Here is a 12996-nt window from a genome sequence, read left to right as displayed (position 1 = left end):
GCGGTCCCAACGTTCCCTCAAGTTAGGAACAGAGGTCATTGACCGCAAGCGCTTTTGTCCGGCGGTCAGTAGCCTTTGAGGAGGCGTCGATTTTGAAAGTGTACGGTCGTTCTTAGTTGTCGGGCGACTGCTCTCGCTCGGGGATATGCCACTGGCAGCAAACATTGACTTCGCGCGCCGCTTTGGCGTCGTCCAATCGGCCAGTGGAAAGCGTCGAGGGAGAGTGTTTCACGCCCTCCGGATCGTCCTCTGTTTCCTGTGCAATCTGCTTCATCGCAGCGACAAATCCGTCGAGCGACTCACGGCTCTCGGTCTCCGTCGGCTCGATCAAGAGGCACTCCGGAACCAGTAGCGGGAAGTAGATGGTAGGCGCGTGATAGCCCAGGTCAAGAAGGCGCTTTGCGACGTCGAACGCCTTGATCCCACTCGATTTAGTGGCGTGGCGGACCGTGACGAGGGCCTCGTGCTTGCAGGGGCGCGAGAAGGGCTGCTCGAACATCTCTGGCAGTTGGCTCAGCACGTAGTTGGCGTTCAGAACGGAGAGGTTGGCGACATCTTTCAGCCCCGGGCCGCCCTGCGCCAGGATGTAAGCCAGCGCGCGCAAGAGAACCCCGGTATTGCCGTGGAAGGCCAACATTCGACCGATCGAGTGCTCGCGGTCGCTGTCGGAGAGCGCAAATGTCCCATCTTCGCACCGCTCGACATGCGGATCGGGCAGGTAGGCCGAAAGCAGCGGAGCCACGCCGACCGCCCCGGAGCCTGGCCCTCCGCCGCCATGCGGAGTCGAGAACGTCTTGTGAAGGTTGATGTGTACGACGTCGAATCCCATGTCGCCGGGGCGAACCCGGCCCACGATCGCGTTCAGATTCGCGCCATCGTAATACAACAGTCCACCGGCTTCGTGGACCAGTTTCGCGATCTCGAGGATATCCTGCTCGAAAACCCCGCATGTATTGGGGTTGGTCAGCATGATCGCCGCGACCTTGTCATCCAGGGATTCCCGCAGAGAATCCAGATCCACGCGGCCCTCGGCGTTGCTTTTCACGGTGCGGACCTTGAATCCGGCCAGCGCCGCGCTTGCCGGGTTGGTCCCGTGTGCGCTGTCCGGGACCAGGACGATGTCCCGGTCCAGATTGCCGTTCCGACGATGGTACTCCTTGATGATCGCCATGCCGGTGTATTCGCCCTGGGCGCCCGCGGCCGGCGTCAGTGTGACATCCGCCATTCCAAGGATGCGCTTCAGCAATTCCTGAAGCTCGAACATCAGGCGCAGGGTCCCCTGGCAATCGTCCGCGATTTGCAGCGGGTGCAGGCCCTGGAATCCCGCCAGGCTGGCGACTTGGTCGTTGACCTTGGGGTTGTACTTCATCGTGCAACTGCCCAGCGGATAGAACTGCCCGTCGATGGAGAAGTTGCGCTGAGACAAACGCGTGAAATGCCGGACCGCATCCAGTTCAGAGACCTCGGGCAGCACGGCGGACTTCTTCCGCTTGTGGCGCTCGGGAATAGCCTCGCGCGCAGCGCGTCGCGTCGCTTCATCCGCCACTGGCAGGCTCGAGCCACGCCGTCCGGCGCGGCTGCGTTCATCGATCATTGGAAGTATCTGCGTCATTTGTATGGTTCGCTTCTCTCTTGATATCAGGTCGCTTATGGCGGGTTCAGGAAACCATCACTTGAGACAAGACCTGGCGGGCGGCGTCGATGTACGCTTCGACATCCTCGGCCGTGTTCATCTCCGTCGCGCAAACCAGGACCGCGTCCTCCATCTCCGGATAGAAACGGCCAAGATCCAGGCCGCCAACGATTCCGAAGTCCTCGCGCATGCGATCGAGGAAAGCCTCGGCGGGGATCGGCAGCTTCAGCGCCGCCTCGTGGAAGAATGGCTCGTTCGGGAAGAGGAGGCTCGCACCTGTGTCCCGCTCAAGCCCGTCGACCAACTGATGAGCGCGTGCCACACAGGTTTCGGCGACTTCTTCCAGCCCGGCCCGGCCGACGAAGGTCATGTACATCGTCGCCATCAGAGCGAACAGGCCCTGGTTCGTGCAGATGTTGGAGGTCGCCTTCTCGCGGCGAATGTGCTGTTCGCGAGTCTGCAGGGTCAGAACGAAGCCTTCGATGCCGTTTTCGTCCGTCGTCTTGCCAACAATTCGGCCGGGCATCTTCCGGATCAGGTTCTCTTTGCAGGCGAAATAGCCGGCGTACGGACCGCCAAACGCCAGCGGAATGCCGAGGGGCTGGGCCTCGCCGACCGCGATATCCGCTCCGAAGGCTCCGGGCGGCTCGATCGCGGCCAGCGCCGTCGGGTTGCAGACCGCGATCAGCAGACCCTTCGTCGCATCGGCCAGCTTGCGCGCGTTTTCGGCCTCCTCCAGCACGCCGAAGAAATTCGGTGTCTGGATAACGACGGCCGCTGCCGGTTCGGGATTATCCAAGGCCTTCAGATAGCCGCCGCGTCCATCTTCGATATCGACGTGGCGTACCTCGACGTTGATCTCGCGCATGTACGTTTCCACGACAGTGCGATACGTCGGATGGATCGTCTTCGGCAGATAGACAAGCTCGCGCCGCGTGTGGCGCACGGCCATCAGGACCGCTTCGGCCAGGGCCGACGCGCCGTCGTACATGGACGCGTTGGCGACGTCCATCCCGGTCAACGCGCAAATGTGCGACTGGAATTCAAAGATGGCCTGCAGCGTTCCCTGGCTGACCTCTGCCTGATACGGCGTGTAGCAGGTCATGAACTCGCCGCGCGTGATCAGGTGACGGACCGCGGACGGGATGTAGTGCTGGTAAGCCCCGGCGCCGAGGAACAGCCGCCCGGGATCGACCGTGCGGTTCTCCGCGGCGGCCTTCTCGAAGTACCGAACGACCTCGAACTCGCTTCGCGGCTCCAGCTCCAGCATGTCCTTGCGGATCAACTCCGGCGGGACGTCGCTGAACAGGTCATCGAGTGAATCAACACCGATTGCGGCGAGCATCGCTTCGATGTCCGCCGTTGTATGGGGTGTGTAAGCCATGCTTACTCCTCTTCGATCTTCTTCTCGTAAGCCTCGGCGTCCATCAGATCGCCGGCTTCTTCATCGACGCTTGCCGGGCGGATCTTCACAATCCAGCCGTCTTCGTAAGGCGACTGATTGATCTTGTCGGGCGAGGACTCGAGGTCCTCGTTGATCTCGACGACTTCGCCGCTGATCGGGGCATAAACTTCGGCGGCCGCCTTCGGCGATTCGAGCGTCAACAATTCATCGCCCTGCTTCACGACCTTGCCGACCTCGGGCATCTCAACAAACACGATGTCGCCAAGCATTTCCTGCGCGTGATCTGTTACGCCCATCTTCCGGACGTCGCCATCTGCTTCAATCCATTCGTGAGAGCTTGTGTAGAGCACGTTTGTGGGGTTCATCTGCATCTCCTGCGGAGAGTAAAGTGGCTAGTGACTAGCCACTCACTTGATGGGTTTGCTTTTCACTTCAACGAACGGAGGCCGTTGAACCTTCGCCTCAATTGCTTTGCCACGAGACACGATTTGCAGTGTCGGATTGCTGGCCGCAGCAGTCTCCACCAACGCCATTGCGATACCGCAACCAAGAGTGGGGGAGTAGCCTCCGGATGTGACGACGCCGACCGTCTTCTCGCCGTCGGCGACTTCATCGCCGTGGCGCAGCGGACGGCGCGAGTCGATCTTCAGACCGACCGATTTGCGCGGTGCGCCTTCCTTCTTGTGGCGTTCGAGAACTTCGCGGCCGATGAACGGATCGTCCTTCTTCAGGCTGACCGACCATCCGATGCCGCCTTCGACCGGCGAGATCGTCTCGTCCAGGTCCTGGCCGTAAAGGCAATAGCCCATCTCGAGTCGCAAGCTGTCGCGTGCGCCGAGGCCGGCCGGTTGAACTCCGGCGTCGAGGAACTCCTTCCACCATTCGGGCGCCAACTCGGCGGGGCAGAGCAGTTCGATGCCGTTCTCGCCGGTGTAACCGGTCCGCGAAACCAGGTGAGGGCGGCCTTTCAAAGTCATGGTAAACATGGTGAAGGCTTTTGTTTCTGTCCAGCGCTGCCCCCCGATCATCTTCTCGATCAGTTCCAGGGCATCGGGGCCCTGCACGGCGATCATCGCCCACTGTTCGCTCTCGTCGATGATCTCGACGTCCTTGAATCCGAGGGCATCGCGCTGTTCCTTCATCCAGGCGACGTCCTTCTCGCGGGTCGCCGCGTTCACGACCGTAAAGCCTTCCTTCTCGGTCAGGCGTGTAATGATCAAGTCGTCCACCACACCGCCGTCCGGCTTGCACAGGCACGTGTAGAGCGATCCGCCATCGGCCAGGCGCCAGGGATTTCCGGGCACGAGCAGCGCGAGAAACTTCAGGTAGTTCTCGCCCAGGAAGCGGATCTGGCCCATGTGCGAGACGTCGAACATGCCGACGGCATTGCGGACGGCCTCGTGTTCGGCCAATTGGCTGCCGTAGTGAACGGGCATGTCCCAACCGCCGAAGCCGGTCATGTGGGCGTTCAGATCAAGATGACATTGGTGAAGGGGAGTCTGGAGAAGAGCACACATCCGGGGCACCTCCGTGGGGCGCAGAATCGAGTCAACCGTCGCATGCGCGGCGGCCGTTACCCTCCTCTGTCCCGGGACCTGAGAGATTCCCCGGCGCGATGCGCTTCGGAGATGCTCCTTCGGTGGCCGGCTGGTGGTGCCGGCGCTCTCCAGAGGCCCGTCGGTCCGCGGTTCGTTTGCCTGAGAGTTTGCGAGGGCCACTTACCCCTTCGGCGCCTCCGGCCACGACGGCCGGAAGTCTCTCCCGCGGACTTCGTCCGGATGTGCGTTTGTAGCTAATCGAGCCAGCCCCGCTCGTCAAAGGATATTCGGCCATTAATGGGGGCGACCCGTGGCATCATTAGTTCAGTATCTGCGGTACTTGATGATCGCATCCTTCATGTTTACGTGGTTATCAAGGTCCTCATCGAGTTCGAGGGGAATCCGCGAGGGATTCCCTGGATCTGAGCCGAAATAGGATTCGAAAGCGTCCCCAAAGCCGTCGCCGTCGGAATCCGGCCCCTGCGCCGCACGTTTATAGAATCTGACCCGAACGGTTGGCGGGATGGGAGATGACGAGGTCGTTCGCACCAGCGTCGCCACCGACGCGCGAAGACCATTTCTGGCGACTGAAACGCTCGGCATCACTTCGTAGGAACCGGTTGAGAAAACCGGTATTGCTCGGCTAGAGTAATCGCGGCTCGGGCGGATTTCTGTCAGGCGAACCTGCTCATACTTCGTCGTGCAGGCGACCACGGTGCCATCTCGGTCCAACGAAATCGATGGAGTCGTGACTCCGAACAGAAAATCGTCACCATCCCAGAACCCGTTTGATTGGTAGTGGCTGCAAGTTGTCCGGTCTTGCGTGAGTTCCTCATAGCCAACGGCGAAGTTGCCGCTCTGATCCATGCCAATACTCGGCGGACCGTAGCTCAGCCCGGGGCCCTGAATCGTGATCGGGCTTCCCAATTTGGTTCCGCCCGCGGAAAGCCGCTGCACATTGATCGCGTAGGTGGAGGTGTTGTTGTCGTATGCGCGATAGGCGATTGCCACGGATGTGTCGGTCGGTAGATTTGCAACAACATCGACGGCCACCGCGGCATCGGATTCAGGTGTGCCCGTCTCAGCCAAGGCGAGGTCCCCTGTGAACGGAGTTCCATCGGAATAGCGGAAAATTCTATACCGGATATCGGTATCCGACGTGTTGAAGTAGTATGTCCAGGCAACGTAGAAATCGCCGTTTCCGAACATTGCTACATCCGGATTCGTGATATCATTCGTATCGACACCCTCGACGGGAACCAGAGTCGCCCCGCCCATGGGCACGCCGTACTCATTGTACCGCTGGAAGTACACCTTTGCGTAGTCACTGACCCCTGGTCCCGCCTGTTCCCAGACGACGACAAATCCACCATTGTCCCGCATCGCAACACGAGGATTCCGGTACGCGATATTGTCTGTCGGCCCCGCAACATTCAGGAGAGTACTACTCTCACTTGTGAAGAAGATTTTCGCGTAGATTTGACTCTTACTCGGGGGAGTCTGGTCGCGATAGCCCTCCCAGACCACGACCGTGTAGCCAGTGTCCGAGACCGCAACATCGCACGCATGGTCCGAAACATTCGAATCCTCGCTGGCGTATTTTGCGGAGTGGACGGGAAGGAGAGCCGTGCCACCTGCCAGAAGTAAGACTGCAATAATCGGGAACATGGCTCAGTTCACCTCCGCAGGGATCGTGTTCTCCCTGCCGGTCGAGAAGTTATAGAGATACTCTGCGTCCTCTGTAGTCGAAAGGCCATCGCGATTGTAGTCGTATTCGAGGGGAAAATCGGCAGGGGTCGTGATTCTAGTACCAGACATTCCCTCACGCCAGTTGCTCACCCCATCCCCGTCAAAATCTGACTCTGCATCGACCAGGTTGAAGAGGCTCTGGCGATAGTGCTTTCCATCCATCGTCGCCATGTAAGGTTGGACGTCCGCAGCGGCGGCAATGAAGCGTCCGCTACGCGATACGGCGATGGCTCGATTCCCGACATATCGTTCGCCGGCATAGAGGGGGAGGATGAAACTGAACCGGAGACTTCCCGTGGCGTCATAAGTCCAGAGCCTGCCATCGAGCCCGCCGTCATTGATTGACACACCAAAGTATCCTCCCCAACCCGCTGCGATCATGGGATTGGACGAGCTGTATGAAGACTGAACCACTACGTCCGTGAGATCGATAGCAGAAGCAGATGAGTCGAATCGCTTGAAATAGCATTTTGAATCGAACTCATTTCGCCACACAAAATGAAGTCTGGACACACCAGCAATCCATCCGAGCGAGACGTCAGGTGTTTGCATTCGATTCGTCGAGACAATTGCAGTGTTCACCAGGAATGGGCCGCCGATTGCCGCCCCATCCCCATCATAGCGTGAACAAAAGATATCGGAACGGCCATCAGGCTGGACTATTCGATAGGCAATCGCAAAAGTCAGGTCGCCCGAACCGTTCCCCGTGTCCTCTGGGACGACGGCGATCGCGGGGCTATCCTCCAGGTTTGATGTGGTGACCACTCCGAAATCAGTCGTCAGGGGGGTTCCATCGGAGAACTGAAAGAAACGAGCCCGCACGTCGAAGTCGGTTACAGAAAACTCGTCGGTCCACGCCACAAAGAAATCGCCATTCTCTCGAGCGGCGACCTTCGGGCTGACCTGGTTGCGTGTCGACTGTCCCACGGTGGGTACCAGAATCGGTGTGCCGATCTTGGTACCAGTCGAACTCATGCGTTGTGCATAGATGTCTTTCGTGGCGCCCGAAGTGGACTGCTCCCACACGACGACAAACGTTCCACTCGTCGAAAGCGCGATCGCCGGGCTCCCGCAGGTGTTCCCGCTGGCCATGGAGGCGACTTCGAACTCGGAGAGTCCCTCCGAGTCGCTGAAGAATCGTCCGCGAATCTGGTCAGAAGAGCTGTTCCTCCAGACTACAATGTGACCGGCAATATCGTCCACCGCGACATCCGACTCGGCAGCCGTCAGGCCTCCCATTGGAGTCATTTCGACTGCGGATTCGCGCCCCACAGGAAGAAACAGCATCCCGAATAAGACGGACACCACATACAAGGCAGTTGGTGACATTGGCACCACCTCGCGCGCTCTGAAGAATTTGTCATTGTGAGTATCGTTTATTGACTGCCGGGCAGCAGTAGCAACCAATTTATGCCCCGAAAGGCATGACAAGTCTGGAACAGGGTTGCGGACAGGAGGGAAGCAGCAGTAAACGCATACTGACATCAAAGGGGTGGAGGCCACCAATGACTGATCGCGACGCGCATTCCGTCGACCCCAGAATACCGACCTACTCCGACGCTGCCCAGCGGATGATCCAGGGGCAGTTTCAGTCCGAACTCCCCATCGGCGATCCCGACGAGGTGGGACGTCTGGGCGAAGCCTTGGCCAACCTGGGGAAGACTCTCGACAACAAGTTTCAACAGATCAGGAATCTGAGTGAGATCACCGAGCAGATCAATAAGGGTCTCCTCCTAGACGAAGTGCTCTCGCACGTCTACGAGTCCTTCGATCCGGTGATTCCGTATGATCGCATCGGCTTCTCGCTTCTCCAGGACGAAGGTCGCGCCGTTCAGGCCCACTGGGCCCGCACTCGGGCCAAGGATGTTTTCCTGACCAAGGGCTTCACCGCACCGATGGAAGGCAGCAGCCTCCAGACTATCATGGAAACCGGCCAGCCGCGCATCCTGAATGACCTCGAGGCCTACCTGGCCGAGCATCCAACATCGCGTTCGACCGAGTTAGTGGTGAAGGAAGGCATGCGCTCCAGCCTGACATGCCCGCTGATCGCCATGGGGCGGCCGATCGGCTTCATGTTCTTCAGCAGTATGCAGCCGAACACGTACCGCGACGTCCACGTTGAGATCTTCCGCCAGATCGCCGGACAGCTCTCCATGATCGTCGAGAAGAGCCGACTCTACCAACAGCTCGTCGACCTGAATGAACTGAAGAACAAGTTCCTCGGCGTGATCGTCCATGACCTGCGCAATCCCCTCAACATCATCAAAGGCTACGTCGGGCTGCACCTGATGGGCGCTTTGGGCGAACTGCCCGCGGAGCAGGGGCAGATCATGAAGTCCATGGATCGAGCCTGCGAGACGATGATTAATCTCGTAAACGATCTGCTCGACATCAGCGCCATCGAAGCCGGCCGGCTTGTCCTGGAACCCGAAACGATCGAGGTCGTGCCGTACTTGCAGGAGTTCCACGATTCCTCCGCAATTCTCGGTCAGGCAAAGACGATCGACGTGATCCTGGATGTGCCCGACGATCTTGGGACGGCCTGGTTTGACGGACACCGGGTCGGGCAGGTGCTTGGGAATCTCGTGACGAACGCGCTGAAGTTCTCCTTCCCCGGCACCCAGGTAACCGTCAGCGCGCGCATGGGTGCGGAGCCCGAGACGATCGAGATCAGTGTGGCCGACCAGGGCCAGGGCATCCCCGAGCAGGAACTGCCGAAGCTGTTCATGGACTTCGGGCGCTGCAGCGTGAAGCCGACGGCAGGGGAGAAAAGCACCGGCCTTGGCCTCGCCATCTGCAAACGCATCGTCGAAGCCCACGGCGGCCACATCTGGGTCGAAAGCGAAATCGCCGTCGGTTCGACGTTCACCTTCAGCCTGCCGACGAAGGCTCCGGAGGCTGACTGATCCCTCTCGCCGACAAATGCTATAGGATCCCGCGCTCCATCCCCAAACCGTGATGGTCCCGAACTTGTTTCTATGCTCCTCCATCACACTTGGAGGGCACCTTATTTCGGATGCGGAATACGCGGGCATTCACTCTCATCGAACTTCTCATCGTCGTGGCCATCATCGCTATCTTGGCGGCGATCGCTGTTCCCAATTTCCTCGAAGCACAAACGCGCTCGAAGGTCTCGCGCACCATGTCGGACATGCGTGCGATGGCGACGGCCGTGGAGGCCTACACGGTCGACTACAACATGCCGCCTCTGCCGGCGGCGGTAATGGCATCGGACTTCTCGATTCGCTATCCCATGCCGACCTACATGCACAACATGTACGCGCACAACTTCCTGCCCGCAGCGGTGACCACGCCCGTGTCCTACGTCACGACCATCTTCGTCGATGTGTTCGCCGATCCAGGGCTGCAGCCTTCACCGGAGCAGTCCTACATCTACTACCAGAATTGGGACTACACCCACAGGTTGGCCGCTGCTGCCGATGTTGACTTGATGGCGCCGATGCAGGTCCGTTCGGACGCCTATGGCGCGTGGGTCATGTTCGCAAATGGCCCGGACCAGGACCGAAAGGACATGGCGCCGGACCGCGTCGGCCCCACGGAGATCATCAACGGCGTATACGATCCGACGAATGGCACGATCAGCAACGGCGACGTGATCCGCACCCAGCGCAACCCCGGCGGGTTCACCCTCTAGTTTTGCCGCTTGTGCCCCCAGGGTCGATCGGATAGGGCTGGGCTAACTTACCCTCTGCCCGGAATCCGATCATGAGTTCCTCCTCCGATACGCTGGCCCGCCTCGTCGACCTCCACGGATCGAGCGTGGTCCACGATGCCGATCAATGCCGCCAGGCGCTGCTGGACGTTGGCGTCGAAGCCCCCACGGCGGAGCTGCTCTCGCTGGCTGTCCAGAGCGGCGCCTGCGACCGGTTGACGGGCTCGGACGCGGATTTCGACACCCTCTCGGTATTGGAGTTAGCCATCGGCGACCTGACTCGTTTTGGCCTGCCGGAGAACACCGCCCGCGGTGTCGCGACGACCTGGGCCGAGGCTCTCGGCATGGCGCTGCCCAGCGGCGAGGACATGATCCCGTCGCTCCCGCCGCCGGAGGACATCGAGACGCTCCGCGAGGGCGATCGCGATCGATTCCAAAGCCGAAACGATCGCATCCCCACGGCGACCGAATGGCAGCCGGGGATGGACCCGCTGCGGACGGTCGTAGTGGCTGAAATGGGTGAGGGTCAGTACCGCCAACTGGCGGATGCCGTCCGCGCCGTCATGGATGGAACCCGAATCATTGTTCGGCCGGGGAACTACCAGGGCCCCGTCGAGATCGGCCGGAACATCGAGATCGTCGGCGAAGGCCCCGAGCACCGCATTATTCTGACCAGCACGGCAGAAGCTACCTTGGAATGCACCGCCCACTACGCGGCTGTCTATGGCATCACGATTCGTCAAGTCGGGCGCGCCGAGGGCATGCCGGGATTCGCCTGTCATGTGAAGAGTGGCAAGTCGACGTTCGAGAATTGCGATTTCTCCAGCGACACGCTCTCCGCAGTGGTCGTCGAAGGTCCGACGAATCCATCGTTCCTGGAATGCTCGATCCATGATTCGCCCGAGGCCGGGTTCTACTTCTGGCGCGAAGCCGGCGGTATTGTGGAACGCTGCCGAGTAACCGGCATGGGCAAGGCCGCCATCGGCGTGACCGGTGGCGCGCGACCCGTCGTGCGCGAGACGCAACTGGCGAACTCGTGCCGTGGACTCAACATCACGAAGCAAGGCCGCGGCAGCTTCGAGCGCTGCACGATCTCCAACAACGAACGCGAAGGCGTTTACATCAAGACCTCCGGCGAACCGCACCTGCGCGGGTGCCGCATCGCAGACAACGGAACCTACGGCGTGCGCGCCCGCCAGTCGGCCGAAGGCTCGATCGAGCAGTGCCAATTGAGCGGCAACTCGAAGGGCAATTGGTCCATCGAAGAAGGCAGCGGCCTCGTCGCGCGCGCGAACAAAGAGTAGCCGCCAACCCAGTCAGTTCTTCACTTCAATCTCATGCTGATCGCGTTCGGCTCGGATGCCGTCGGCGCGGCACCCATCAACCATCCAGACGGTGATGGAGGCGTGGGGGATGGCGTCGGCGTGGCGGCCAACAAGATCAGGCTCGCCGTTTCGCTTTCCCATACGTCGCAATAGGGATACTGCGGTTCGCCCACTGCCTTGCCGAGGAACTTCATGCTCGGAGGGACGGGAGGAGTAACCGCGACATCGAGCGTCGGCGTTGTTGTTGTATCGAGGTATCCGTAGTCTGTGTACCACTGAACCACGGTGATGGTTGAGGGCCAATCATCCGCTTCCGGCCGAAGAGTCAAAGTAAACGTCGTTGCCTCGGGAATTGCGCCGACAGAGGATTCCAAGACGGCCGGAACAGGTTCCGCCACGCAACTGGGCGTAGGCGTCGGACTGGGTGTGGCGGTCGGTGTTGGCGGACGACAATGACTGTAGTGCGAGCAATCGAGTTCGAAGTCGCCGTAGTTACTGCCGGGACAGATATCGACAGCATCCTCCCCAAAGAGGCACTCATCATAAGTTATGTAGAGGGGCCAACGCTGATTGCCCCCTGAGCAATAATCGAAGCACCGATCGCTCGCGCCGACGCCGAATGTCCCGCATTCCCCCTCGAATGTAATACCTCCGGACGAATAGTCATAGAACGGACCACCGGAATCCCGGGCATAGGCGCTCATCACATAGCAGCCGGGAGAGAAATCCACATCCAGCCATACATCGAATGGGATATATGGTGGCAGATAGAAGCCCCTGAGGTCGAAGTTCTCACCGCTGATCCCCGCAGTCGCATCTTCATCGAAGAGCCTGAGCCTCAGACGTGCTGGGATTCTGCCAACGAGAAGCGTCGTCGTTGTGGGCGAAGAGTTGAGCCGGATGTTCCGCTGTACGTAGAAGCTGTCATGCTCCACATCGAAGATCGGAATATCACCATGCAGAATCGTGACCTGCAAAGGATCGTAAGCATTTCCTGAGACATGGTATGTTACAACGATTTCACCATTCCCTCTCGGGATATCGATCTCCAGAAGCTCGGACGGCACCAGATCCGATTCCTGAAGCAGAAGTGACTGATCACCTTCTTTCACTTCAACAACTGCGGTTGTCCCATAGTATAAGGTGTTAGTGAAGAATTGCACTCGGAGGGGAGCGGGAGGCTGCACCCTCGATAGCGTCACGCTCGTCATTTCTGACATCCACGTTGTGCAGTTCGCGAACGGAGGTTCGCCCTCTGCCCAGGCTGTGAACGTCACAGTCTCAGGTGCAGTTTCAGGAATCGAGAGGTCGAGAGTTGTCATCGTCGAATCGGCCGCGCCGAAGTCGGAAGCCCAATGGACTGCGGTTAGTGTAGAGGGCCAGTCGGCGGATTCGGGATTGAGGGCGAGCGTGAATGTTGTTTCCGGCGTGTATTCGGCGACAGACGCTGTCAGAATCGCCGGCACCGGAAGCGCCGGACATGATCCCGTGGTCGTGACGTCAGAGAGGCTCGGCGCAGGACTGTCCGCCTGTGCCACGCACGCGAGCAGCAACACGATCAGCGCCGTGGGAATGCACGGTCCCCTTCGCATCGGGCCTCTCCTCTTCCCAAGTATCCAATGGCATAGATCATCTACACCGGTGCAAAGGAGGGCACAAGCCTTTCCTCCATC

The 12996-nt window shown here is 59.8% G+C and carries 10 protein-coding genes and 1 riboswitch; of the genes, 3 read left to right on the top strand and 7 right to left on the bottom strand.

Annotated features, from left to right (window positions below):
- Positions 1–112: 112 nt before the first annotated feature.
- The 6 genes from gcvPB to KQI84_14735 form a co-directional block, all read right to left on the bottom strand.
- Positions 113–1612 carry an aminomethyl-transferring glycine dehydrogenase subunit GcvPB gene (gene gcvPB / locus KQI84_14760; protein MCB2156135.1) on the bottom strand — a complete coding sequence of 500 codons (1500 nt, stop codon included), beginning with the start codon at positions 1610–1612 and terminating at the stop codon, positions 113–115.
- A gap of 46 nt (positions 1613–1658) precedes the next feature.
- Positions 1659–3017 carry an aminomethyl-transferring glycine dehydrogenase subunit GcvPA gene (gene gcvPA / locus KQI84_14755; protein MCB2156134.1) on the bottom strand — a complete coding sequence of 453 codons (1359 nt, stop codon included), beginning with the start codon at positions 3015–3017 and terminating at the stop codon, positions 1659–1661.
- A gap of 2 nt (positions 3018–3019) precedes the next feature.
- The gene (gcvH, locus tag KQI84_14750; protein ID MCB2156133.1) at positions 3020–3409 is read right to left on the bottom strand and encodes a glycine cleavage system protein GcvH; all 390 of its coding nucleotides are present in this window, start codon (positions 3407–3409) and stop codon (positions 3020–3022) included.
- 36 nt (positions 3410–3445) lie between these two features.
- On the bottom strand, positions 3446–4555 hold the full coding sequence (gcvT, locus tag KQI84_14745) for a glycine cleavage system aminomethyltransferase GcvT (GenBank protein MCB2156132.1): 1110 nt from the start codon (positions 4553–4555) through the stop codon (positions 3446–3448).
- Positions 4556–4713: 158 nt separating this feature from the next.
- Positions 4714–4812, bottom strand: a riboswitch (glycine riboswitch).
- An 88-nt stretch (positions 4813–4900) separates the two neighbouring features.
- On the bottom strand, positions 4901–6244 hold the full coding sequence (locus KQI84_14740; GenBank protein ID MCB2156131.1) for a hypothetical protein: 1344 nt from the start codon (positions 6242–6244) through the stop codon (positions 4901–4903).
- 3 nt (positions 6245–6247) lie between these two features.
- Entirely contained in the window at positions 6248–7654 is a 1407-nt protein-coding gene (locus KQI84_14735; GenBank protein ID MCB2156130.1) for a hypothetical protein, read from the bottom strand.
- Positions 7655–7830: 176 nt separating this feature from the next.
- Here KQI84_14735 and KQI84_14730 point away from each other — a divergent pair, with 176 nt between their 5' ends.
- From KQI84_14730 to KQI84_14720, 3 genes are all read left to right on the top strand, one after another.
- Positions 7831–9231, top strand: a complete 1401-nt coding sequence (locus KQI84_14730; protein MCB2156129.1) for a GAF domain-containing sensor histidine kinase — start codon at positions 7831–7833, stop codon at positions 9229–9231.
- A 110-nt stretch (positions 9232–9341) separates the two neighbouring features.
- A complete protein-coding gene (locus KQI84_14725) occupies positions 9342–9980 on the top strand; it encodes a prepilin-type N-terminal cleavage/methylation domain-containing protein (GenBank protein MCB2156128.1) in 639 nt (212 codons plus the stop codon).
- A gap of 71 nt (positions 9981–10051) precedes the next feature.
- Entirely contained in the window at positions 10052–11302 is a 1251-nt protein-coding gene (locus KQI84_14720) for a right-handed parallel beta-helix repeat-containing protein (GenBank protein MCB2156127.1), read from the top strand.
- Between the two features lie 20 nt (positions 11303–11322).
- Here KQI84_14720 and KQI84_14715 read toward each other — a convergent pair whose 3' ends face one another.
- Positions 11323–12915: a hypothetical protein gene (locus KQI84_14715; GenBank protein ID MCB2156126.1), complete on the bottom strand. Its 1593-nt coding sequence runs from the start codon at positions 12913–12915 to the stop codon at positions 11323–11325.
- Positions 12916–12996 lie beyond the last annotated feature (81 nt).

The organism is bacterium (genome assembly GCA_020444065.1).
Lineage (GTDB): Bacteria > Sumerlaeota > Sumerlaeia > SLMS01 > JAHLLQ01 > JAHLLQ01.
Note: the sequence above shows the minus strand (reverse complement) of the source record. Positions and strands in the feature narration are given on the sequence as shown.

Coding starts and splice junctions, on each gene's coding strand:
- gcvPB (MCB2156135.1), bottom strand. CDS start 1,612: ATGACGCAGATACTTCCAATGATCGATGAACGCAGCCGCGCCGGACGG.
- gcvPA (MCB2156134.1), bottom strand. CDS start 3,017: ATGGCTTACACACCCCATACAACGGCGGACATCGAAGCGATGCTCGCC.
- gcvH (MCB2156133.1), bottom strand. CDS start 3,409: ATGCAGATGAACCCCACAAACGTGCTCTACACAAGCTCTCACGAATGG.
- gcvT (MCB2156132.1), bottom strand. CDS start 4,555: ATGTGTGCTCTTCTCCAGACTCCCCTTCACCAATGTCATCTTGATCTG.
- KQI84_14740 (MCB2156131.1), bottom strand. CDS start 6,244: ATGTTCCCGATTATTGCAGTCTTACTTCTGGCAGGTGGCACGGCTCTC.
- KQI84_14735 (MCB2156130.1), bottom strand. CDS start 7,654: ATGTCACCAACTGCCTTGTATGTGGTGTCCGTCTTATTCGGGATGCTG.
- KQI84_14730 (MCB2156129.1), top strand. CDS start 7,831: ATGACTGATCGCGACGCGCATTCCGTCGACCCCAGAATACCGACCTAC.
- KQI84_14725 (MCB2156128.1), top strand. CDS start 9,342: ATGCGGAATACGCGGGCATTCACTCTCATCGAACTTCTCATCGTCGTG.
- KQI84_14720 (MCB2156127.1), top strand. CDS start 10,052: ATGAGTTCCTCCTCCGATACGCTGGCCCGCCTCGTCGACCTCCACGGA.
- KQI84_14715 (MCB2156126.1), bottom strand. CDS start 12,915: ATGCGAAGGGGACCGTGCATTCCCACGGCGCTGATCGTGTTGCTGCTC.